General features: G+C 60.7%; 23 protein-coding genes. 12 read left to right on the top strand and 11 right to left on the bottom strand.

The annotated features are described in order from the left end of the window. Positions 1 to 243 precede the first annotated feature (243 nt). The 3 genes from BLU01_RS19880 (at position 244) to BLU01_RS19870 (ending at position 3,011) form a co-directional block, all read left to right on the top strand. Complete coding sequence (locus tag BLU01_RS19880) at positions 244 to 1,566, top strand: MFS transporter (protein ID WP_092278728.1); 1,323 nt, start codon at positions 244 to 246, stop codon at positions 1,564 to 1,566. A 333-nt stretch (positions 1,567 to 1,899) separates the two neighbouring features. Further along, on the top strand, positions 1,900 to 2,154 hold the full coding sequence (locus BLU01_RS19875) for a hypothetical protein (protein ID WP_092278726.1): 255 nt from the start codon (positions 1,900 to 1,902) through the stop codon (positions 2,152 to 2,154). Positions 2,155 to 2,384: 230 nt separating this feature from the next. After that, positions 2,385 to 3,011, top strand: a complete 627-nt coding sequence (locus tag BLU01_RS19870) for a flavin reductase family protein (protein ID WP_092278724.1) — start codon at positions 2,385 to 2,387, stop codon at positions 3,009 to 3,011. A 1-nt stretch (position 3,012) separates the two neighbouring features. Here the strand turns inward: BLU01_RS19870 and BLU01_RS19865 are convergent, their stop codons facing one another. Both BLU01_RS19865 and BLU01_RS19860 read right to left on the bottom strand, forming a co-directional pair. Then, positions 3,013 to 3,243, bottom strand: a complete 231-nt coding sequence (locus BLU01_RS19865) for a hypothetical protein (protein WP_092278722.1) — start codon at positions 3,241 to 3,243, stop codon at positions 3,013 to 3,015. A gap of 41 nt (positions 3,244 to 3,284) precedes the next feature. Next, entirely contained in the window at positions 3,285 to 3,638 is a 354-nt protein-coding gene (locus tag BLU01_RS19860) for a putative quinol monooxygenase (protein WP_092278720.1), read from the bottom strand. 355 nt (positions 3,639 to 3,993) lie between these two features. On the opposite strand from BLU01_RS19860, the gene BLU01_RS19855 reads away from it, so the two are divergent. Next, positions 3,994 to 4,923, top strand: coding sequence for an AraC family transcriptional regulator (locus tag BLU01_RS19855; protein ID WP_092278718.1), 930 nt, complete (start codon positions 3,994 to 3,996; stop codon positions 4,921 to 4,923). 102 nt (positions 4,924 to 5,025) lie between these two features. On the opposite strand, the gene BLU01_RS19850 is transcribed toward BLU01_RS19855, so the two are convergent. Both BLU01_RS19850 and BLU01_RS19845 read right to left on the bottom strand, forming a co-directional pair. Next, positions 5,026 to 6,474 carry an aldehyde dehydrogenase family protein gene (locus BLU01_RS19850; protein WP_092281672.1) on the bottom strand — a complete coding sequence of 483 codons (1,449 nt, stop codon included), beginning with the start codon at positions 6,472 to 6,474 and terminating at the stop codon, positions 5,026 to 5,028. Continuing rightward, positions 6,471 to 8,108 (bottom strand): 5-guanidino-2-oxopentanoate decarboxylase, encoded by a 1,638-nt coding sequence (locus BLU01_RS19845; RefSeq protein ID WP_092278716.1) that lies wholly within the window; start codon positions 8,106 to 8,108, stop codon positions 6,471 to 6,473. The genes BLU01_RS19850 and BLU01_RS19845 overlap by 4 nt, the downstream gene beginning before the upstream one ends. 159 nt (positions 8,109 to 8,267) lie before the next feature. Here BLU01_RS19845 and BLU01_RS19840 point away from each other — a divergent pair, with 159 nt between their 5' ends. Then, the gene (locus BLU01_RS19840) at positions 8,268 to 9,149 is read left to right on the top strand and encodes a LysR substrate-binding domain-containing protein (RefSeq protein WP_092278714.1); all 882 of its coding nucleotides are present in this window, start codon (positions 8,268 to 8,270) and stop codon (positions 9,147 to 9,149) included. A 128-nt stretch (positions 9,150 to 9,277) separates the two neighbouring features. Here the strand turns inward: BLU01_RS19840 and BLU01_RS19835 are convergent, their stop codons facing one another. Continuing rightward, on the bottom strand, positions 9,278 to 9,892 hold the full coding sequence (locus tag BLU01_RS19835) for an NAD(P)-dependent oxidoreductase (RefSeq protein ID WP_092278712.1): 615 nt from the start codon (positions 9,890 to 9,892) through the stop codon (positions 9,278 to 9,280). Positions 9,893 to 10,101: 209 nt separating this feature from the next. Then, the gene (locus BLU01_RS19830) at positions 10,102 to 10,980 is read right to left on the bottom strand and encodes an MBL fold metallo-hydrolase (protein WP_092278710.1); all 879 of its coding nucleotides are present in this window, start codon (positions 10,978 to 10,980) and stop codon (positions 10,102 to 10,104) included. A gap of 115 nt (positions 10,981 to 11,095) precedes the next feature. Here BLU01_RS19830 and BLU01_RS19825 point away from each other — a divergent pair, with 115 nt between their 5' ends. Together BLU01_RS19825 and BLU01_RS27785 are read left to right on the top strand one after the other, a co-directional pair. Beyond that, positions 11,096 to 12,001 carry a LysR family transcriptional regulator gene (locus BLU01_RS19825; protein WP_218563488.1) on the top strand — a complete coding sequence of 302 codons (906 nt, stop codon included), beginning with the start codon at positions 11,096 to 11,098 and terminating at the stop codon, positions 11,999 to 12,001. 218 nt (positions 12,002 to 12,219) lie between these two features. Beyond that, positions 12,220 to 12,396, top strand: a complete 177-nt coding sequence (locus BLU01_RS27785; protein WP_167370438.1) for a hypothetical protein — start codon at positions 12,220 to 12,222, stop codon at positions 12,394 to 12,396. Between the two features lie 9 nt (positions 12,397 to 12,405). Here the strand turns inward: BLU01_RS27785 and BLU01_RS19820 are convergent, their stop codons facing one another. Next, positions 12,406 to 13,302, bottom strand: coding sequence for a helix-turn-helix domain-containing protein (locus tag BLU01_RS19820; protein WP_092278706.1), 897 nt, complete (start codon positions 13,300 to 13,302; stop codon positions 12,406 to 12,408). Between the two features lie 178 nt (positions 13,303 to 13,480). Between BLU01_RS19820 and pobA the strand changes: the two genes are divergently transcribed. Continuing rightward, a complete protein-coding gene (gene pobA, locus BLU01_RS19815) occupies positions 13,481 to 14,674 on the top strand; it encodes a 4-hydroxybenzoate 3-monooxygenase (protein WP_092278704.1) in 1,194 nt (397 codons plus the stop codon). Positions 14,675 to 14,752: 78 nt separating this feature from the next. Next, a complete protein-coding gene (locus tag BLU01_RS19810) occupies positions 14,753 to 16,270 on the top strand; it encodes an MDR family MFS transporter (RefSeq protein ID WP_092278702.1) in 1,518 nt (505 codons plus the stop codon). A 139-nt stretch (positions 16,271 to 16,409) separates the two neighbouring features. Here the strand turns inward: BLU01_RS19810 and BLU01_RS19805 are convergent, their stop codons facing one another. The 4 genes from BLU01_RS19805 to BLU01_RS19790 all read right to left on the bottom strand — a co-directional run bounded on the left by BLU01_RS19805 (position 16,410) and on the right by BLU01_RS19790 (position 20,479). Next, positions 16,410 to 17,240: a cache domain-containing protein gene (locus BLU01_RS19805; protein WP_408003121.1), complete on the bottom strand. Its 831-nt coding sequence runs from the start codon at positions 17,238 to 17,240 to the stop codon at positions 16,410 to 16,412. A 328-nt stretch (positions 17,241 to 17,568) separates the two neighbouring features. Beyond that, on the bottom strand, positions 17,569 to 18,402 hold the full coding sequence (locus tag BLU01_RS19800) for an ATPase (RefSeq protein ID WP_092278697.1): 834 nt from the start codon (positions 18,400 to 18,402) through the stop codon (positions 17,569 to 17,571). 95 nt (positions 18,403 to 18,497) lie between these two features. Further along, positions 18,498 to 19,490 (bottom strand): NAD-dependent epimerase/dehydratase family protein, encoded by a 993-nt coding sequence (locus BLU01_RS19795; RefSeq protein WP_092278695.1) that lies wholly within the window; start codon positions 19,488 to 19,490, stop codon positions 18,498 to 18,500. Between the two features lie 89 nt (positions 19,491 to 19,579). Then, positions 19,580 to 20,479: a LysR family transcriptional regulator ArgP gene (locus tag BLU01_RS19790; RefSeq protein ID WP_092278693.1), complete on the bottom strand. Its 900-nt coding sequence runs from the start codon at positions 20,477 to 20,479 to the stop codon at positions 19,580 to 19,582. A gap of 95 nt (positions 20,480 to 20,574) precedes the next feature. Between BLU01_RS19790 and BLU01_RS19785 the strand changes: the two genes are divergently transcribed. The 3 genes from BLU01_RS19785 to BLU01_RS19775 all read left to right on the top strand — a co-directional run bounded on the left by BLU01_RS19785 (position 20,575) and on the right by BLU01_RS19775 (position 22,358). Next, positions 20,575 to 20,976 carry an ACT domain-containing protein gene (locus BLU01_RS19785; protein ID WP_092278691.1) on the top strand — a complete coding sequence of 134 codons (402 nt, stop codon included), beginning with the start codon at positions 20,575 to 20,577 and terminating at the stop codon, positions 20,974 to 20,976. 5 nt (positions 20,977 to 20,981) lie between these two features. Then, positions 20,982 to 21,584 (top strand): LysE/ArgO family amino acid transporter, encoded by a 603-nt coding sequence (locus tag BLU01_RS19780; protein ID WP_092278689.1) that lies wholly within the window; start codon positions 20,982 to 20,984, stop codon positions 21,582 to 21,584. 177 nt (positions 21,585 to 21,761) lie between these two features. Continuing rightward, positions 21,762 to 22,358 (top strand): superoxide dismutase, encoded by a 597-nt coding sequence (locus BLU01_RS19775; RefSeq protein WP_092278687.1) that lies wholly within the window; start codon positions 21,762 to 21,764, stop codon positions 22,356 to 22,358. The last annotated feature ends 406 nt before the right edge of the window (positions 22,359 to 22,764 follow it).

Genomic DNA, 22,764 nt, shown 5'->3' with positions numbered 1-22,764 from the left:
TCTCCCCTCTGGGGAGAGGGTTAGGGTGAGGGGTGGTCCCCAAACTGAAATACACATCACCAAATCACACCGCAATGAGCGAAAATCCGCTCACACCTCCGGCCGCATAGGCAAAATTCCGCTCAGCGCTTCACTCTCCCCCCTCTAAACCGGCCCTCCTCTCCTTGGCACACCTCCTGCTATAGCCCAAGCAGGCTGCGTTTAAACGCGCTCCACAAAAACAATTAAACGAAGGATCCTTCAATGGATAACTCCAACGCCCTGCCTCTCGGGTCGGCCGTCGCGCCTGCCAAAGATAGAACCACCGGTAGCCGGATCAAATCGATCTTCAGCGGCTCGGTCGGCAATATGGTCGAGTGGTACGACTGGTACGTCTACGCTGCGTTTTCCCTGTACTTCGCCAAGTCCTTCTTTCCCGCCGGCTCCTCCACCGCACAGCTGATGAACACCGCCGCGATCTTCGCCGTGGGCTTCCTGATGCGCCCGATCGGTGGCTGGCTGATGGGGCTTTACGCCGACCGCGCCGGTCGCAAGCGTGCGCTGATGGCCTCGGTCTACCTGATGTGCTTTGGCTCGCTGCTGATCGCGCTCAGCCCCAACTACGAAACCATCGGCATCGGCGCGCCGATCCTGCTGATTTTCGCGCGTCTGCTGCAAGGCCTGTCGGTCGGCGGCGAGTACGGCACCTCGGCGACGTACCTCAGCGAGATGGCGACCAAGGAGCGTCGCGGTTTCTATTCGAGCTTCCAGTACGTGACGCTGATCTCCGGCCAGCTCATCGCGCTGGCGGTGTTGATCGTGCTGCAACAAGTGCTGACCACCGAGCAACTGTACGCGTGGGGCTGGCGCATCCCGTTCGCCATCGGCGCGTTGTGCGCGGTGGTGGCGCTGTACCTGCGTCGCGGCATGGAAGAGACCGAGTCGTTCAACAAGGTCAAAAAAGAGAAAAAAGAAAGCGCCATGCGCACGCTGATGCGCCACCCGAAAGAGCTGATGACCGTGGTCGGCCTGACCATGGGCGGCACCCTGGCGTTCTACACCTACACCACGTACATGCAGAAATACCTGGTGAACACGGTGGGCATGAGCATCACCGACTCCACGAGCATTTCCGCGGCGACGCTGTTCCTGTTCATGTGTCTGCAACCGATCATCGGCGGCTTGTCGGACAAGGTCGGTCGGCGGCCGATCCTGATCGCCTTCGGCGTGCTCGGCACATTGTTCACCGTGCCGATCCTGACCACGCTGCACACCATCACCACTTGGTGGGGCGCGTTCTTCCTGATCATGGCGGCGCTGATCATCGTCAGCGGCTACACCTCGATCAACGCAGTGGTCAAAGCCGAACTGTTCCCGACCGAGATTCGTGCACTGGGCGTTGGCCTGCCGTACGCGCTGACCGTGTCGATCTTCGGCGGCACCGCTGAATACATCGCGCTGTGGTTCAAAAGCATCGGCATGGAAACCGGTTACTACTGGTATGTCACCGCATGTATCGCGGTATCGTTGCTGGTGTACGTGACCATGAAAGACACCCGCAAACACTCGCGGATCGAAACCGACTGACGTTACACGCCACAACAAAAAGGGCAGACCTGAACCAGGCCTGCCCTTTTTTGTGGGCGTTCGGTCGAGATGAAAAATCTGTCACCCGAACGGTCGCAGCGATTAATCAGCGTTTAATTCTGCGCCAGCAACCTGCCCACCTCAGATCGCTTGATTGCCCTGCATGGCAAGCGCTAAAGCCTCGCGGAGCAGACATCAATCTGATCGATAGTTACTAGCACGAATGCCAACTTTTCAATCAATTCAGCGAGCGTAGTATCGCTCCCACAGCAAGCAGCTACCCAACGAACTGACTTAGACGAACTTACTTTTACGAACTCTGGAGCTACCACCATGAAAACCAAATTGATCCTCGCCCTGACCCTCTCCGTACTGGCCGGCAGCGCATTCGCCGCCGATGGTTTTGACCGCACCGGCTCCGCTGTTGCCGCCGACGGCTACGACCGCACAGGTTCGGCGACTGTTGCCGCTGATGGCTACGACCGCACCGGCTCGGCGACTGTTGCTGAAGATGGCTACGATCGCACCGGCTCGGCTACTGTTGCTGAAGATGGCTACGATCGCACCGGCTCGGCTTCCATCAGCTAAGCAACAAATGCGGCATCACAGCCCGGCCTCGGCCGGGCTTAGTCGTTTCTGGGGGAATGAGAATGTCGAAATCTGCACATTTGTGGGAGCAAGGCTTGCCCGCGATGGCGATTTATCTACCACCCCGATGTCGACTGTGCCGACCTCATCGCGGGCAAGCCTTGCTCCCACAGGGTCATGCCTTGCACTATGACAACCCTCCCCCAAACACCGCTCGCAGGAACCCGCGCATGCCCGACGACATCCACTATTACGAACCCGCCAACGGCCACGGCCTGCCGCACGACCCGTTCAACGCGATTGTCGGCCCGCGGCCGATTGGCTGGATTTCCTCGCAGGATGCCGAAGGTCACCTGAACCTGGCGCCGTACAGCTTCTTCAACGCGTTCAACTACATTCCGCCGATCATTGGCTTCTGCAGCGTCGGGCGCAAAGACAGCCTCAACAACATCGAACAGACCGGCGAATTCGCCTGGAACCTGGCCACCCGCCCGCTCGCCGAGCAAATGAACCAGAGCTGCGCAATGGTCGGTCCACAGGTCAACGAATTTGAACTGGCAGGGTTGACCCCCGCCGCGTCGAAAATCATTCAGGTGCCACGGGTCGCCGAAAGCCCGGTGTCCTTCGAGTGCAAGGTCACGCAGATCATTCAGTTGCAGCGCGCGGATGGCGATGTGGTGCCGAGCTGGCTGATTCTCGGCGAAGTGGTCGCCGTGCATATCGCCAAGTGGCTGTTGAAGGATGGGGTGTACGACACCGCCGCGGCAGAACCGATTCTGCGCGGCGGCGGGCCGGCGGATTACTTTCAGCTGGGGCCAGAGGCATTGTTCAAAATGTATCGCCCGGGGGCGAAGTAGCTCACCAGATCAAATCGCCGTCTTCGCTGACGCCTTTGAGCTTGACCAGCTCCAGCGCGGCGGCGTCGTCGGCTTCGCGGGCCGTGGTGAACGTTTGCTCTTCGAGCAGCTTGTGAAAGCGCGGCGCGCCGCTGCCACCGATGGCTTTGGTCGCAATCGCGGCGTAATAACCGCCTTCGCGCGGTACTACGGCAGATACGGCTTCGAAGGTTTCAAAGGCTTTGCGTGCCATGTCGCGGATCCTGGCTGACTGAGAATGTCGCCATTAAACCCTCAACCGACCAGTTTGTGCACCTGTGCTTTGGTCTGACCAAGCGCCTGCGCCGCCGAGACATCCTTGAAGGTGTGGAAATCCAGGCTGTTGACCACCAGATCCTGCACCAACTCGGAAAAAATCTGCATCGCCGGCGTGCTGAAGTACGCGGTCATCGCTTGTTGATGGGTCCAGAAACCGGACACCAGCCACAGGTCCGGATCGCATTGTGAATGTTGCAGGGCAAAGCTCAGGCAACCGCTGGCCGAGCGGGACGGCTCGATCAATGCGCTCAGGCGCGCACCGAGTTCTGCGGAACGCCCGGCGCGGGCACGAACGAAAGCCATGTGACTGACGGGAATCTGCGTAGACATATTCAACCCTCCCAAGGAGTTGCGTGGCAGCCAGGGGCGGGCTGCGACAGGATCCAAGGTTAGGCGGCGCGGCGCGCTGGCCGTTAGTCGATTCCTGCCGGCTTTTTGCACAATCCTGCGGGGCTGCGCAAAACCGCCTGAAACGCCGCGCCAGAGGGGCCCGTTGAGTAACTTCTGGGTAACCTCGCGATTTCAAGCAAGTTTTCCACCGATGCCCTTGCTGCGGCAACGCGCTGAAATAACCCCATGCAGAATCAGGCAAGCATCAGGCAGGATGTGTCTAGCGCCCGGACTTGCACAAACATAAGCTCTGGCCATTACCATCGCCCAACCGCCCCTCACCGAGGATGTCCGCATGTCGTCGTTCGATCACCTTGCAGCGCCGCTGGACGCCGACCTGGAGAAGCAGCGCGAGGAACTGGCGGCGATCATCAGCCGCAACACCGCCGAGGATGGCAACTACGCCACAGCGGTCGATTCGCTGTTCATGTCGCGCTACAGCAAAACCCATCAGTTCGCCCCGGTGCTCGCGCAACCGGCGCTGTGCATCATGGCGCAGGGGCGCAAGGAAGTTCAGCTGGCCGATGAAGTGTTCAACTACGATCCGCTGAATTACCTGGTGGTTTCGGTTTCGATGCCGCTGACCGGGCGCGTGGTGAATGTCACGTCCGAAGAGCCAATCCTCGCCGTGCGCCTGGACATCGACCCGGCGGAAATCACCGCGCTGATCGCCGACGCCGGGCCGATGGGCGTCCCGACCCGGCCGACCGGGCGCGGCTTGTACGTTGAACGGCTGGACACCGCGATGCTCGACGCCGTGCTGCGCCTGACCCGCCTGCTCGACACCCCAAAAGACATCGCCATGCTCGCGCCGCTGATTCGCCGCGAGATTCTCTATCGCTTGCTGCGCAGCCAGCAGGGTCATCGGCTGTATGAAATCGCCATCGCCAACAGCCAGAGCCATCGCATCAGCCAGGCGATCAAATGGCTCAACGGCCACTATGAGCAGCCGCTGCGCATTGATGATCTGGCGAAAGAAGTGAACCTCAGCGTGTCGACGTTGCATCACCGCTTCAAAGCCATGACGGCGATGAGCCCGCTGCAATATCAGAAGCAATTGCGCTTGCAGGAAGCGCGGCGGCTGATGCTCGCCGAAGGGTTGGAAGCCTCGGCGGCCGGTTATCGCGTCGGCTACGAAAGCCCGTCGCAATTCAGTCGCGAGTACAGCCGCTTGTTCGGCGCCCCGCCACTGCGTGACCTCGCGCGTTTGCGCCTGACGGTGTAACTCGTGTGGGAGCATGGCTTGCCCGCGATGGCAATTGCAGATCCAACGTCGATGCTGGATGAAATGACGCCTTCGCGGGCAAGCCTTGCTCCCACAGGTTTTTTATACGGCGCGGATCACGTGTTTGATTTCCTGGAACGCCTGCAACCCCCACGGGCCTAACTCGCGGCCAATGCTGCTCTGCTTGTAGCCGCCCCACGCGGTTTGCGGAAAAATCACTTGCGGCGCGTTGATCCACACCAACCCGGCTTGCAGAGCATTCGCCACGCGATCCGCCGCCGCGCCATCACCCGTGACCACGCTGGCGACCAAGCCGAATGGGCTGTCGTTGGCCAAGGCAATCGCTTCGGCTTCCGAGGCAAAACTGCGCACGCAAAGCACCGGGCCGAAAATCTCCTCGCACCACAGCGCGCTGTCCAGCGGCACTTCGGTGAACACCGTCGGCTGCAAAAAGTAGCCGCGCGGCAGATTCGCCGGACGATTGCCGCCGCAGATCAATTTGGCGCCACTGCTCAACCCGCGATCAATGTGGCCAAGCACTCGCTGGTATTGCGCCTGATTGACCAGCGCGCCCATTTCGACGTTCGGGTCGAACGGGTCGGCGACGCGAATCGCTTCGGCGCGGGTCTGCAAACGCAGGAGGAATTCGTCCGCCAGTTCATCGGCGACCAACACCCGACTGGTGGCGGAACACATCTGCCCCGCGTTGAAAAAACCGCCGCCGCACGCAAGCTCCACGGCCAACTCAATGTCAGCGTCCTTGAGCACCAGCAACGAGGACTTGCCGCCGAGTTCGAGGCTGACGCCCTTCACCGTTTCTGCTGCGCGTTGCATCACTTGCACGCCAACCGCGTTGCTGCCGGTGAAGGAGATCTTGGCGATTCGCGGATCCGCCGACAACGGCGCGCCGACTGCCAGACCGGTGCCGCAGACCAGGTTGAACACGCCATCGGGCAACCCGGCTGCGGCGATAATCGCGGCCAATTGCAGCTCCGGCAGCGGCGTGACTTCCGACGGTTTCAGCACCACGCAGCAACCGGCAGCCAGCGCCGGGGCGAGTTTCCACGCAGTGGTGACCATCGGGAAATTCCACGGCACGATCAGGCCGACCACACCGCACGGTTCACGGCGCAAACGAGCGCTGAAGTCCTCGGTTGGCAGTTCGATGCGACTGTCTTGTTTGGCGTCCAGCGCTTCGGCGAGACCGGCGTAATACTCGAACGTGGCGATCACGTCATCGACGTCAATCGCCGCTTCGAACAGCGGTTTGCCGTTGTTGCTCGCTTGCAACTGCATCAGTTGCTCGCGCCCCGCCGCGACGCCCGCAGCGATGCGCCGCAGAATCACCGCACGCTGGCTGCCGCTGGTTTGCGACCAGTCCTTGAAGGCGTGGGTCGCAGCGCTGACGGCTTGATCGACGGATGTTTGATCGCCGCCATTGACCGTGGTCAGCAACGCCTCGGTGGCCGGGTTGATTACTCGCAGATGTTCGCTGCCAGCGGACCATCGGCCATTGATGTAGAGGCCGTCCAACGTCGTCGGAAAATTCATTTCGCCACCGCCGTCATCCACTGCGCCTGATCGATTTCAATCAACGTCGGGCCTTGGCGATCCGTTGCTGCGCGCAGAGCGTGGCGCAGGGTTTCGACGCCGCTGACCGCTTCCGCCGCGCAGCCTAATGCCTTGGCCACGCCGATAAAGTCCGGGGTGTAAATGTCCACGCCGACCGGTTCGATGTCGCGGTTGACCATGTATTTTTTGATTTCTTCGTAGCCCTGGTTATTCCACAACAGGATAATCACCGGCGTGCTCGCCTCGACGGCGCTGGCCAGTTCCGGCAGGGTAAATTGCAGGCCGCCGTCGCCGATCAGGCACACCACCGACGGCCGCGAGCCGACCTCGATGTGGCCACCGAGCCATGCGCCAATCGCCGCCGGCAAGGCATAACCCAAGGTGCCGTAACCGGTCGATGAATTGAACCAGCGGCGCGGTCGCTGCGGGTTGAACGTCAGGTTGCCGGTGTACACCGGTTGCGTCGAATCGCCGACGAATACTGCGTCCGGCAATTCATCCAGAACGGTTTCGAGAAACAGCGTTTGCGCGACTGTCGGCGCATCCCACGTGGCCGCCAGCTCCTCGCGCAAACGCGCGGCCCGCACTTGGCCCCAATCGCTGCGGCGGTCGGCCAGCGACTGCTGCGAGAGTGCTGAGAGCAAGGCCTGCGCGGCATTGCGCGAATCCGAGACCAGCGCCACGTGCGGCGGATAGTTGCGTACGGTCTGGTCCGGGTCGATGTCGACGCGCAGCAGTTTGCCGGGGATTTCAAAACCGCCGGCGAAGGTCACGTCGTAGTCGGTTTCGGCCAGTTCGGTGCCGATCGCCAGCACCACGTCAGCCTCGGCGACCAAGGCGCGGGTGGCGACCAGACTTTGGGTCGAGCCGATCAGCAGCGGGTGATTGGCGGCAAGCATGCCTTTGGCATTGATGGTCAGCGCGACTGGCGCGTCGAGCATTTCGGCCAGCGCGGTCAGCTCGGCAGCCGCGTCGATGGCGCCGCCACCGGCAAGAATCAACGGCCGTTGCGCCGTGGCCAGCAATCCGCTCATGCGGCTGACAGCGCCCGGCGCGGCACCGGCGCGGTCGATATTGACCGCAACGCTGGCGAGCAATTCGTCAGCCTCTTCGACCAACACATCCAAGGGAATTTCGATGTGCACCGGGCGCGGGCGACCGGCCTGGAACAGCGCAAACGCGCGGGCCAACACGCCAGGTAATTCCGCGGCCGACATCAATGTGTGAGAGAACGCCGCGACGCCGCCAACCAGAGCGCTCTGGTTCGGCAGTTCGTGCAATTTGCCGCGACCGCCGCCCAATTGACTGCGCGTCTGCACGCTGGAGATCACCAGCATCGGGATCGAATCGGCGTAAGCCTGGCCCATCGCCGTGGTGATGTTGGTCATGCCCGGGCCGGTGATGATGAAGCACACGCCCGGCTTGCCGCGGGTGCGCGCGTAGCCGTCGGCCATGAACCCGGCGCCCTGTTCGTGACGCGGCGTGACGTGGCGGATACTCGAACGGGCGAGCCCGCGGTACAGCTCGACGGTGTGCACGCCGGGAATGCCGAACACCTGCTCGACGCCGTAAGCTTCGAGTAACTTGACCAACACTTCGCCGCACGTCGCCATGTCTTTGCCCTTCCTGTTCGTTTGAGACGCCGGGCCCGCGCAGTGTTTATGATGCGTCGGCAAACCCAGGGATGGCCTCATTGGAACGGGCGGCACGTAGTCGCAACAATGGATAAAAAGTCATACTAGCCATGTCCTTACGTCATACCTTGGGTTCTCATGAAACGACTGCCTCCCCTGCCCGCGCTGCACACTTTTCTGATCACCGCGCAGTGCTGCAACTTCACCCGGGCCGCCGAACAGTTGCACATCACCCAAGGCGCGGTGAGCCGGCAGATCGCCGGGCTCGAAAGTCATCTCGGTTATGCGTTGTTCATTCGCCAGGCCCGAGGCCTGGCGCTGACCGCTGAAGGACGCGAATGGCTGCCGCGGGTGCAGCAGGTTTTTGCGCTGGTCGGCGAGGCTGTCGAGCAGATCGGCGAGAAGCGCGAAACCCTGCAACTGAAGGCGCCGACATGCGTGATGCGCTGGTTGTTGCCGCGTTTGATGCAGTGGCAAAAGGAACGCCCGGACGTGCCGGTGGAGCTGACGACGACGGTGCGCCATGGCGTCGATTTTCACCGCGAGCAATTTGACGCAGCGGTGGTTTACGGCGCGCCACCGCAGGCTTCGCTGGCGGCGCAACGCTTGTTCGATGAACAACTGACGCCGATGTGTTCGGCGCCGTATCTGCAGGGGCCGGTGCCGCTGCGCACGCCGCAGGATCTGCAGCAACACATGTTGCTGCACCCGACGCGCGATGAGCATGACTGGAAGGCCTGGCTGGCGCACGCCGATGTGCATTTGAGCAATGTCAGCAAGGGCCAGCACTTTGAAACGTTGGACCTGGCGATGTCGATGGCGTCGCAAGGAACCGGCGTGGCAATTGGCGATTGGGCACTGATCGGCGATGACCTGAGCGCCGGGCGGCTGGTCACGCCGTTTGATCTGAAGGTGAAAACCGGGGCGGCTTATTACTTGGTGTTGCCGCAGAAACCGGCACCTTCGCCGAAGTTGCAGGAATTGTTGGGATGGTTGGTGGCGCAGGCCGCCATACGCTGATCGTTGCCACGTTCCAATGGGACGCAGAGCGTGGGAACGATCATCAGAACCGTGAATACCGGGTTTACGACTGCTGCGCAGACGAACGCAGGCTTCGCCAGCTGCTACAGGGTTGTGGTGTTGCGGGATCAGTATCCGACTGCAAACCGCTGCCGCGAATGCTTCGGCTCTTGCACTTCGTCCAGCAGCGCAATCGCGTAATCGGCAAAGGTGATCCAGCTGCGCCCTTGTGCGCTCACCAGCAAATCGTCCTTGCCGATGCGGAATGTGCCTGTGCGCTCACCTTCAACAAACTCTGCCGACGGCGACACAAACGTCCAATCCAGTTGCTGTTCCTGACGCAGGTTTTGCAGAAACAACGCCCCGGCGCTCGCCTCGGCTTTGTATTCCTCCGGGAAGCCTTCGCTGTCGATCACCCGACCACCATCGGGCAGCAACAACGAACCGGCGCCACCCACGACCAACAGGCGTTTGACCCCGGCGTTTTTCACCGGACCGATCACCGCGCTGGCCGGCAACGTCGCAAAATGCGCGGCGCTGATCACCACGTCATGCCCGGCGATTGCCGCTTGCAGCGCCTCGGCATCCAGCGCATCGACATTCTTGCTGACCACCCCGGCCCGCGCGCCGATCTTCGCGGTGTCACGCGCGATCGCGGTGACGCTGTGACCACGACGCAGGGCTTCTTCCAACAATTGGCTACCGGCACGACCGGTGGCCCCGATGATTGCGATTTTGCTCATGACGTTCTCCAGTTGGCGTGAATGTACGTTTGATCGGTTGAGTGGCACTGCACTTGGCGAGGCGGCTTGCCTGCGTTGGCGGCGAAGCAGTTGCAGCACCTGCAGACACGGTGTCGCTGAAAAACAATGCAGGGGAGCGCTTCGCACTCCGACGGGGGCAAGCCCCCTCGCCACAAAAAACGCTTCTCCTGCGATCATTAATCAGTCGGTTACCACTTCATCTCACCCTTGGCGACTTTGGCGCTCAGCTCCAGCGAGCTTTCTTCGCCAAGGTTCGGGTAGCGTTTTTTCATCGCGGCGATCAGTTCAGCGGCGTCTTCAGCCTTGGCGGTTTCTTCATCGAACGCCTTGATGTACTCAGCGGTAAATTGCACCGCCGCCAACGAACCAGCGCTGTCGCCCAAGTAATGCCCGGGGACGATGGTTTTCGGTTTCAGGGTTTCGATCGAGTGCAGCGTGGTCAGCCAGTCTGCGTGGGATTGCGCCGTTTGCGTATCGGCCATCCACACGTGAATGTTCTCGGCGACGACCACGCCACCGACCACAGCCTTGATCGACGGAATCCACACAAAACTGCGATCCGGCTGCTTGCTGTCGAGGCCGATCACTTGCAGTTTTTGCCCTTCGAGCATCAGGCTGTCGCCGTTGAGCACGCCCGGCACGATGGTTTTGGCCGGCACGTCGGCGCCCATTTTCGGGCCCCAGAACGCCATTTTGCCGTCGACGGTTTGCTTGATGTGATCGACGGTCGGCTGCGAGGCCAGCACTTTCGCGTTGGGGAACGCGGTGGTCAGGGTGTCGAGGCCGAAGTAGTAATCCGGGTCACCGTGGCTGATGTAGATAGTGGTCAACTGTTTGCCGCTGGCGCGAATCTTTTGCACCAGTTGTTCGGCCTGGGATTTGCCGAACTGTGCGTCCACCAGGATCGCCTCTTTCGCGCCGCTGACCAGCACCGAACTCACCGGGAAAATCGCCTGCTCGCCGGGGTTGTAGACATCCAGCGTCAATGCCGCTGCCGCCGCGTGCGACGCGAAGCAGAGCGTGGTCGCTGCGAGAAAAATACGTTTGAGTGCGGTGAACCCGATCATCTGTTGCTCCGTTGTGCGATTGCCATGTTTGGCGATGGGCACAGAGCTTAGTTGCCTTAGTCAGTACAAAAAATGCGATGCTGGAACATAGTTTGTTTCTGAAAGTGGGCAAATCATGGATCGGCTTCAAGCAATGCAGGTGTTCGTCTCGGTGGTTGACCTCGGCAGCCAGTCGGCCGCAGCCGATCACCTGGACCTGTCGCGGCCAGTGGTCTCGCGTTATCTGGCCGAGCTCGAAGACTGGGTCGGCGCCCGACTGATGCACCGCACCACGCGCAAACTGAGCCTGACCGCAGCCGGCAGTGAAATCCTGCCGCGCTGCCGGCAGATGCTCGATTTGTCGACCGACATGCAGGCCGCCATCAGCGAACCGGATGAAGCGCCGCGCGGGCTGCTGCGGATCAGCGTCAGCACCTCGTTCGGCCAGGCGCAACTGGCCGACGCCATGGCCGCTTACGTCAAGCGCTACCCCGGCGTCAGCATTGACCTGCAAATGCTCGACCGCACGGTGAACCTGGTGGATGAGCGCATTGACCTGGCGATTCGCACCAGCAACGACCTCGACCCTAATTTGATCGCGCGCCGACTGACGGTGTGCCGCTCGGTGGTCTGCGCCGCACCGGCCTATCTGGCCGAGCAGCCGACGCCGCAACGGGTCGAGGACTTGAGCCAGCACAATTGCCTGACGCATTCCTATTTCGGCAAAAGTCTCTGGCATTTCGAGGAGGCTGGCGAGCAAGTGTCGGTGCCGGTGCAGGGCAACATCAGCGCCAACGAGGCCAGCACGTTATTGCGCGCGACCCTGGCCGGCGCGGGCGTGGCTATGCTGCCGAGTTATCAGGCGGGCGTGCACATTCACAACGGTGAACTGATCCGCCTGTTGCCCGATGCCGTACCGCGCGAGATGCACATCTATGCGGTGTATGCCTCGCGCAAGCACATGCCGGCGACCATGCGCAGCATGCTGGATTTCCTCGTGCTGCGATTCCCTGAAGAACCTGCGTGGGATATCGGACTGTAAAAGGACCAGTGTGGGAGCGAGCTTGCTCGCGATAGCGGTGGGTCACTCAGCATCAATGCTGAATGAACAATTGCTATCGCGAGCAAGCTCGCTCCCACAAGGGTTCATCAGCCCTCTGAATGTCACGGCACATACAGAACCCGGCAGGCTGGCAACTCATGAGCGCTGACCTATGCTGAATACACGTACCCAAGGGTATTGGTTCAGAGGTCTACGCCATGAACATCAAAACAAGAAGATACCTCGCCATTTTCGTCACCTGCACGGCGACGTTGGCGTTGTACGGCACCGCAGCCTGGCGGGTCGAGCAGTTGCGACAACTGCCGCGCGAATACGCCAGTTGCAATTTCGAGCGCTGCATTCCGCACAACGCTTCGCTTAACGCGCTTCGTTGACGAAGAGCGTCAAGCCTCGTTGTCCTGATCGGCCTTCAAACGGTCGCGGAACGCTTTGGGCGAAATCCCCACGCGACGTCGGAACAGACGCGTGAAGTTTGTAGGATCGGAAAACCCCAACACGTCAGACATTTCGTAAATGGTCATGCTGGTGTAGGTCAGCAAGCGCTTGGCTTCGAGCAACTGTCGCTCGTGCATGATCTGCAAGGCCGGTTGCCCGGCCAATTCGCGACAAGTGCCGTTAAGGTGCGACACGGAAATCCCCAGCCGATGCGCGAGGTCTTCGACCTTGACGTGCTGGCGATACGTCTCTTCCACCAGTTGAATGAAACCGTTGAGGTATTCCCGCGCACGCTGCGGCCTTTCGGTGGCATTGCGTCGTGAAATCACCTGGCGACTGACCCAGACCATGATCACGCTGACCAGCGAATGCATGAGCATTTCGCGCGCCGGTTGATGGCCGGTGTATTCGCTTTGCAGCGCACTGAACAGGCTGTTGAGGTAAGCGCTGTCGTTGCCCGCCGGATAACTTTCGGCCTGCGCCAGAGCGTTCACCGAATTGCCCAGTTGCGCCTGCAAATGCGCGACCAGGGGCGCCGCGAGCGTCACGACAAACCCTTCGACGTCCTCGGAAAAACGATAACCGTGCACCGATAACGGCGGCAGGATCAGCATCGCCGGTTCGGTCAATTGCGTGCGTTTGCCTTCGAGTTCAAGCTCTGCCTGACCTTTGAACACGAAGAGTAACTGGCACAGATCAGCGTGGCGGTGGGGTTTGATTTCCCATTGATGTTCGCGGCTGCGTTTGGAAATGGTTTCACAGTGCAGCAAGTCCGGGGTCGGCCAATCCAGGCTTTCACCGTAGAGCTTGAACACCGGAATCGAAGGCAGGTCAGGCTTGTTCATCACTTCAATCCAGGCCTCGGAGTAGACGGGCGATAATCGCACCGATTGGCAGAATGTACAGCTTTCGGCTCAGTTTTCACCTTCAATTGACAGACTCATGAGGGAAAAATGCAAGCACTCGATCCATAAAAATCATTCACCGACCGTGGTCGCGTGAAGCTTGCGAGTCATAAAAACAATGAAAACGCTGAAGACCCAAATCGCCATCATTGGCGCCGGCCCATCCGGTTTATTGCTCGGCCAATTGCTCCACAACGCCGGCATCGACACGCTGATTATTGAACGCCAGACGCCCGATTATGTGCTCGGCCGAATCCGCGCCGGCGTCCTCGAACAAGGCATGGTAGAGCTGCTGCGCGAGGCTGGCGTGGGTCAGCGCATGGACGCCGAAGGCCTGGTGCACGGCGGCTTCGAACTGGCGCTGGATGATCAATTGCTGCACATCGATTTGCAGGCCCTCACCGACGGCAAAACCGTGATGATCTACGGCCAGACCGAAGTCACCCGCGACCTCATGGCCGCCCGTCGGGACGCCGGCGCGCAGACGATTTATCAAGCCAGCAACGTCGTCCCGCAGGGGATGAAAAGCGCCGAAGCCTTCGTCACGTTCGAAAAGGATGGCGAAACCTGGCGCGTCGACTGCGACTACATTGCCGGGTGCGACGGTTTCCACGGCGTCGCACGCCAGTCGATTCCCGCCGACTGCCTGAAGATTTTCGAACGGGTTTATCCGTTCGGCTGGCTGGGGATTCTCGCCGACACCCCGCCGGTCCACGACGAGCTGGTCTACGCGCGCCACCCACGCGGTTTTGCCCTGTGCAGCATGCGTTCGGCGACGCGCACGCGTTATTACTTGCAAGTGCCCGCCGAGGAGCAGGTCGAGGATTGGTCCGATCAGCGCTTCTGGGATGAACTGAAATCGCGTCTGCCGCAAGCTCTCGCAGACAAACTGGTGACCGGGCCGTCGATCGAGAAAAGCATCGCGCCGCTGCGCAGTTTTGTCGTCGAGCCCATGCAATACGGGCGCATGTTCCTCGTCGGCGATGCCGCGCACATCGTCCCGCCAACCGGCGCCAAAGGCCTGAATCTGGCGGCGAGCGACGTCAGCACCTTGTTCAATATTCTGTTGAAGGTGTACCGCGACGGGCGTCTGGAGTTGCTCGATAAATACTCGGAGATCTGCCTGCGCCGCGTCTGGAAAGCCGAGCGTTTTTCCTGGTGGATGACCTCGATGCTGCACCGATTTGACGATCACGATGCGTTCAGCCAGCGCATCAGCGCTTCGGAACTGGACTACTTTGTGCACTCCGAAGCCGGGCGAAAAACCATTGCAGAAAATTACGTAGGGCTCCCCTACGAGGCTATCGAATAGCTTGCTATCGACTTACACTGGCGAGCATTCCCGCTCGCCTTGCCCTTGCGGGTCAATCACTGCCCGCAGGTTTTACCCGTGACCGATCTGAACCAGCCTGACCCGCCCAAACCCGCCATTCGCAGTGTGCTGATCGCCCTGATGCTGGCGATTTTCCTCGGCGCGCTGGACCAGACCATCGTCGCCGTGTCGATGCCGGCGATTTCCGCACAGTTCAAGGATGTAAGCCTGCTGGCCTGGGTGATTTCCGGCTACATGGTGGCGATGACCGTGGCGGTGCCGATCTACGGCAAGCTCGGTGATTTGTACGGCCGGCGCAAGTTGATGCTGTTCGGCATGGGCCTGTTCACCGTGGCTTCGTTGTTTTGCGGGATGGCGCAGAGCATGGAGCAACTGGTGCTGGCGCGAATCCTTCAGGGCATCGGCGCCGGCGGGATGATTTCGGTCAGCCAGGCGATCATTGGCGACATCGTCCCGCCCCGCGAGCGCGGTCGTTATCAGGGTTATTTCAGCAGCATGTACGCGGTGGCCAGCGTCGCCGGGCCGGTGCTCGGCGGCTACATGACCGAATACCTGTCATGGCGCTGGGTGTTCCTGATCAACCTGCCGCTGGGCCTCGGCGCGTGGCTGGTGGCCAATCGCACGCTGGTGGGGCTGCCGGTGCCGCAGCGCAAACCGATCATCGATTACCTCGGCACGCTGTTGATGATCATCGGTTTGACCGCGTTGCTGCTGGGCATCACCGAAGTCGGTCAGGGGCATTCCTGGCGCAGCGCCGAAGTCCTCGGTTTGCTCGGTTGTGCGGTGGCGGTGCTGGCGGTGTTTGTCTGGCATGAGCGCCGGGCGCGGGAGCCGCTGCTGCCGATGCATTTATTCGCCAATCGCAACGCGATCCTCTGCTGGTGCACGATTTTCTTCACCAGTTTCCAGGCGATTTCGCTGATCGTGTTGATGCCGCTGCGCTTCCAGAGCGTCACCGGCGCCGGGGCCGACAGCGCCGCGCTGCACCTGCTGCCGCTGGCGATGGGGTTGCCGATCGGCGCCTATTTCGCCGGGCGCCGCACCTCCGTGACCGGGCGTTATAAACCGATGATTTTGACCGGCGCGCTGCTGATGCCGATTTCGATTCTGGGCATGGCGTTCAGCCCGCCACAGGCGTTGGTGATGAGCAGCGTGTTCATGCTGCTCAGCGGCATTGCGGGTGGCATGCAGTTCCCGACCTCACTGGTCGGCACGCAAAATTCGGTGGAGCAACGCGACATCGGTGTGGCGACCAGCACCACCAATCTGTTCCGCTCGCTGGGCGGCGCGATGGGCGTGGCGTTGATGTCGGCGCTGCTGCTGGCGTTGTTGCAGGATTCGAGTTTCGCTGACCTGAGCGGCTCGGCGCTGGTCGGCGAAGGCCATTCCGGGAATGTCCTGCTCGACGGTTTGAACGCGGCGCCGGGCGATGCGCAGAATGCCTTGCGCGCGGAGTTGCTGGTGACCTTTCGGCATTTGTTGATGGTCAGCGCCGCAGTGTCGTTGTTGGGGCTGGCGGCGGCAGTGGCGATGCCGAATATGCTGCTGCGGGGGCGTGAGGATAAGGTTCGATAGAAGGACCGAGGCGCGGCTTTCGCGGGCAAGCCTCGCTCCTACAGTGGATCTTTATCGTTCACCTGCTTTGTGTCCGTCAACGATCACTTGTAGTAGCGAGGCTTGCCCGCGAAGGCATCCTCAAATATGCCGCATCACCTCAAGGGCTGTAATACCCGACAGCCACCAGAAAATGCCCGACCTTTTTCAGGTACGCGTGTTTGTCCTCAATCTTGCCGGTGACTGGATTTTTCCAGCGGTATTCGTATTCAGCGCTGTCCTGCTTGGCCATCAACGCCAGAATCGGCTCGCCGACTGGTTTGCCTTCCGGGTCGTTGATCTTGCCGAAGTCGGTGTTGATCAGCCGCAGATTGGTGCCATGGGCGACGTAACGCTGGTTATCCAGGTCGACCACAAACACGTACAGATCGTCCTGCAAGTAGCCGCCCTTTAGCGAGTTGATCGCCGTCAGCGTGCCCTTCTCATCCTTGGCCAGATCAGCCGCGGCTTTATCGAGCAGGGCCTGAGCCTGTTGCGCCGAGGCGCGGGGCATGTAGTAACCGACCGCGAGAATGCGCTGGCCGACGCGTTGATAGAACACATGTTTGCGTTCGACTTTGCCGTCAGCCCAGTTCTGCCAACGGTATTCGGCTTGCTGGATGCCGTTGCCTTCCGGCACTTTCAGCGCGTCCTTGAAGGCTTTCTGCAAATCCGGCGGCAGCGTCGCGGAGACATCGCGGCCGATCAACGCCGAGGACGGCCCACCGCTGGCGAGCATTACGCCTTGGGTATCGACAACGAAGACGTAACGATCCTTGTCGACAAACTCGCCCTGACGGCTGAACGCCGCGAACGCCTTGTCGCCGTTGTCGTGGTAATACGCCAAGGCCTTTTCCAGCAACGCCCGGGCCGCCTCGCCGTCATCCTTCGCTGGCGTAGCAGCCTGGGCTTGGCTGAGGCCCAAACCTAAGCCCAGCAACAGCATCGCCATCAGCCTGACAAACCTGTGCACAACCCCCATAGCCCATCCCTCGTTCTTGTTGATGTTTGAAGAGCGTAGACGGGGTTGGCGATATGGCTGGATATTCAGGCGGGCGCAGTTGTTCGGGGATGTAACACGAGCCTGAGGCAAGAAGCTTCCCCGTGAGCCGGCGTTTGCCTGTGGCGAGGGGGCTTGCCCCCGTCGGAGCGCGAAGCGCTCCCCCCCCCCACATACCTGCCTTACACAGCATCTGAAATTTTTCACGACTGCTTCGCAGCCAAACGGGGGGCAAGCCCCCTAGCCACAAAACCTATTCACTACAGAGTTTGCGTACGGGTTATTTGGCCCGCGCATTCAGTTGTTGCTGCAGGTTCTGGATCTGCGCTTGCAGGGTGTTGATGTTGCGCGTGGTCTGCGCGCGGAAGGCGTCGAATTCGGCGGTGTTGGTGCCGCCGGACGTCGGCGCGGGACGGTTTTCCTGCTCGCTTTTGAGCACCACAATGTCCTGTTCCAGGCGATCGATCGCAGCGCTCGGGTTGCCCTGTTTCTTCAGCGCCGCGACGTCAGCACCCAGGCTTTTAATCTCGGCATCGACTTTGCTGGTGTCCGCCGCGGCGTTTTTCAGCGCAGTCAGTTCATCGCTCAAGGTTTTCACCTGAGCCTGCAATTGCGTATCGGTCGCTGTTTGCGCCGTAGCTTGCGCGGTGATCTGCGCCAAGCGCTTGTCCAGATCGCTGGCCTGGCCCACCACGCCTTGCTGGGCCTGGCTCTGCTCCAGCAGTTTGCTTTCCAGCGCCTTGATCTGCTGCTTCAGCGCTTCGCTGTCAGTGCTGACGTTAGTCTGGCTGGCAACGACCTTGCCGGAAATATCCTGCAAACGCCCCGCCGCTTCTTCACTGATCCGCGCGAAGCTTTCCTGCGTTGCGACCAATTGCTGTTCCATCAACGAAATCTGCTGAAAGCTCCACCACGCCAGACCGGCGAAAGCGAACAACAATGCGCCGACCAATGCCCACAACGGGCCGGTGCTGGCGCTTTTGACTTTCACCACCGGCGCTGGGCGCGAGTGCACCACGTTGCGCACAGTCGGTGGAAAATCATCGTCGTCGAGGCTGTCGGCGCGCAGGCTCGGTACATCGAAATCGTCGTTGGCATCGTTACGCATGGACATTGAATCAACCTTTGGGAACACGGTGATGACTTGAATGCGGCGCAGTATAACCCCCACTGCCGCCAGGGTTGACTGCCAACCCGAAACTCGGTTCCTCAGTGAATATCCTGCGCTTTCCACCACACGCAGAATTCATCGAGGGCGGCCCACAGGCTGACTTTCGGATCGTAGTCCAGATAATGCCGGGCGCGGCTGATGTCCAAGGTGAAATTTTTGTTCATCACCTGCATGCCCAGACGCGACAACGTAGGCTCGGGGCGACCCGGCCAGAGTTTGCACACGCCCTCATTCAGCGCCGCGACGCTGTAGGCCAGTCCGTAGGAGCGATAACGCGTGACCTGTGGCACGTCCATTTTTCGCATCACGTAATTCACCACATCCCACAACGGCACCGGCGCCCCGTTGCTGATGTTGTAAGCCTTGCCCAACGCCGAACCGCCAGCGAGCAAACTGCTGAGCAGCGCTTCGTTGAGGTTTTGCATGCTGGTGAAATCGACCTTGTTCAGGCCGTTGCCGACAATCGCCAGACGGCCCTTGCGCTGCATCTTCAGCAGGCGCGGGAAGATGCTCATGTCACCGGCGCCGGTGACGAAACGCGGGCGCAGGGCGATGGTTTCGAGGCCGAACTCCTGAGCGCCGAAGACCTTCTGCTCAGCCAGGTACTTGGTCGCCGCGTAGTGATGTTTGAAGCGCTTTGGCACTTGTTCTTCGGTCAGGCCCAGATGGTCGCGGCCATCGAAGTAGATCGACGGCGAGGACAAATGCACCAGGCGTCGAACGCGCTGTTTGAGACAGGCTTCGACGACATTCTCGGTGACCTGGACATTGCCCAGATGAAAATCCTGATAACGCCCCCACAAACCGACGGCGCCAGCGCAATGCACCACCGCGTCGACGTCCGAACAGAGGTCGCGCACCAGCTCCGAATCGCTCAAATCGCCCTGAATAAACTCGGCGCCACGGCGCACCAAGTGCTCGACACCCTCGGCCCGGCGCCCGTTGACCCGCACGTCCAGGCCCTGCTCCAGGGCAAAACGCGCAAAGCGTCCGCCAATGAAGCCGCTTGCGCCGGTGACCAGAATTTTCATGTAGAACATCCTAAAAGCAGCTGCGAACTTCACGCCGCAAATTGAAAAACACACCGCAAGCGCTTCACTTGCAGCTTGCAGCTTGACGCTTACAACTGTGCTGAAGGCACTAGCCATTGCTTCGACGAACGGACCAATTGGTCAGTGAGTAACCCCAGCAACTGACCGCCATTGCGCCAATGATGCCAGTACAGCGGCACATCGATTGGCTTATCTGGCAGCAGCTCCAGCAGTTCGCCACGTTGCAGTTGCTCGCGGACCTGCAATTCCGGCACCAGGCCCCAGCCGAGCCCGGCTTCCGTGAGGCGGATAAAACCTTCGGACGATGGGCATAAATGGTGTTCGAAACCACCGTCCACGCCGAGTGACGCGAGGTAGCGATGCTGGAGGAAATCGTCCGGGCCAAACACCAGCGCCGGGGTGCGTGGTAACAACTCGGCGCGCACACCTTCGGGGAAATGCCGGGCAATGAACGCCGGGCTGGCCAACGCCCGATAGCGCATCGCGCCGAGCAACACGCTGCGCGCTCCGGCCACCGGGCGTTCATTGGCGCACAGGCACGCCGCCACTTCGCCGGCGCGCATGCGTTTGAGGCCGACGGTCTGGTCCTCCACCACCAAGTCCATCAGCAAATGTTGCTCGGCGCAGAAATCCCCGACCGCATCGGCCCACCAAGTGGCGAGGCTGTCGGCATTGAGGGCGATGCGCAAGCGCTCCGGCAGGCCTTCTTCATCCAGCGCCGGCACCAAGGTCAACAAATCCCGCTCGAGCAGGCGCACCTGCTGCACATGGTTGAGCAAACGCCGACCGATTTCAGTCGGCGCTGGCGGCGTCGCCCTGACCAACACCGGTTGGCCAATCCGCGCTTCGAGCAATTTGATCCGCTGGGAAATCGCCGATTGCGACAACCCCAACACCTGCGCGGCACGTTCGAATCCGGCCTGTTCGACCACGGCGGCCAACGCGGAAAGCAATTTATAGTCGAACATCAGTTTTCCTAATGAGCGATCAGCACTATTGGTTTTTCTTATACAACGGCGCACCGGAGAATGGCCAGCAACAACTCTTCACAAGGAACATCGACATGGCTGGCGAAACTTCACTGGCGACATTGCTGCGCAGCATGAGCCCGCAACTCAACGCCGGCGAATACGTGTTTTGCACCTTGGCGGACGGCAAATTGCCGGCGGGCGTCGAGATCATCGGCAGCTTCCGCGAACAGGAAGGGCTGACCGTGATCCTCGAACGTTCCCACGCCGAAGAGGCCGGTATGAGCTTCGACTACGTCGCCGCGTGGATCACCTTGAACGTGCACTCGGCCCTCGAAGCCGTCGGCCTGACCGCCGCGTTCGCCACGGCACTGGGCAAGGCCGGGATCAGTTGCAACGTGATCGCCGGTTTCTACCACGATCATTTATTCGTCGGCCAAACCGACGCCGAACGCGCCCTGCACGTCCTGCGGGAACTGGCAGCCAACGCGGAGTAGAAAATATGTGGCAAAGCTACGTAAACGGCCTGTTGGTCGCGGCGGGTTTGATCATGGCGATCGGCACGCAAAACGCTTTCGTGCTCGCGCAAAGTCTGCGCCGCGAACATCACCTGCCAGTCGCGGCGCTGTGCGTGGTGTGCGATGCGCTGCTGGTGGCGGCCGGGGTGTTCGGACTGGCGACGGTGCTCGCGCACAATCCGACATTGCTCGCAGTCGCACGTTGGGGTGGCGCGGTATTCCTGATTTGGTACGGCAGCCTGGCTTTGCGCCGCGCCTGCTCGAAACAGAGCCTGCAACAGGGCGAAAACCAGACCGTGCGTTCACTGCGCGCGGTGCTCCTGAGTGCGCTGGCGGTGACGTTGCTCAACCCGCACGTCTACCTCGACACGGTGTTGCTGATCGGCTCCCTCGGCGCGCAACAAACCGAACCCGGCGCCTACGTCGTCGGCGCGGCGAGCGCTTCTTTATTATGGTTCTTCACCCTCGCCCTCGGCGCCGCATGGCTGGCCCCGTGGCTGGCGCGGCCAAGCACCTGGCGGATCCTCGACCTGTTGGTGGCCCTGATGATGTTCACCGTGGCGGCGCAATTAATCATCAGTACGTGATTTATTCCAAAAGGCTCTGGAACCTCTATTCCACACAGTTGTTGCGTGGTTATGCCGCACCCCCGGTGCTATGATCCGGTTCGATGCGCCGCAAAGAGTACAAACTCCCCGGCGCTTGTCTGGCCGCCCGTGATCGGCCTTGCGCTCACCGCAACTGACCTGATTAGGAGAATCATCATGGCTTTCGAATTGCCGCCGCTGCCCTACGCACACGATGCCCTGCAGCCGCACATTTCCAAGGAAACCCTGGAATACCACCACGACAAGCACCACAACACCTACGTCGTGAACCTGAACAACCTGGTGCCAGGCACCGAGTTCGAAGGCAAGACCCTGGAAGAAATCGTCAAATCTTCCTCGGGCGGCATCTTCAACAACGCCGCTCAAGTCTGGAACCACACCTTCTACTGGAACTGCCTGGCGCCAAACGCCGGCGGCCAACCAACCGGCGCACTGGCTGAAGCCATCAACGCTTCGTTCGGTTCGTTCGACAAGTTCAAAGAAGAATTCAGCAAAACCTCCATCGGCACCTTCGGTTCCGGCTGGGGCTGGCTGGTGAAAAAGGCTGACGGTTCCCTGGCCCTCGCCAGCACCATTGGCGCCGGCAACCCGCTGACCAGCGGCGACACCCCGCTGCTGACCTGCGACGTCTGGGAACACGCCTACTACATCGACTACCGCAACGTTCGTCCGAAATACGTCGAAGCGTTCTGGAACCTCGTCAACTGGAAATTCGTCGCTGAGCAATTCGAAGGCAAAACCTTCACTGCTTAAGATCGAATGACAGAAGAAAAACCCGGCTCAGGTCGGGTTTTTTTATGGGTGATGGGAAATGGGATTGTGGGATTGGCGGGAGATTGGGGGGTTTGTTGGGGCGCCATCGCGGGCAAGCCTTGCTCCCACAGGGGGGGTTGGGTGTGTTTGGGGGAAACAGGTTGTCTGTCAGGACGCCTTCGCGGGCAAGCCTCGCTCCTACAAAGGCAAAATCAAAGGCAATCCGCTGTGCTTCTCACCACTCAACAGGCCGAGCGTTAGCTCGCCTGCAGCTCTTGATCTTGCCGTATTGCCCCTTCGGCAGGCTGAGAGGAGGTGTTGATCTGGGGGTGGGCGCGAAGCGCCGTTCGGCGAAGCCGAACCCATCGAGAGGAGGTCGTAGCGAAGCAGACCGTAGGCGATGCCC

The organism is Pseudomonas prosekii (assembly GCF_900105155.1).
Taxonomy (GTDB): Bacteria; Pseudomonadota; Gammaproteobacteria; order Pseudomonadales; family Pseudomonadaceae; genus Aquipseudomonas; species Aquipseudomonas prosekii.
Note: the sequence above shows the minus strand (reverse complement) of the source record. Positions and strands in the feature narration are given on the sequence as shown.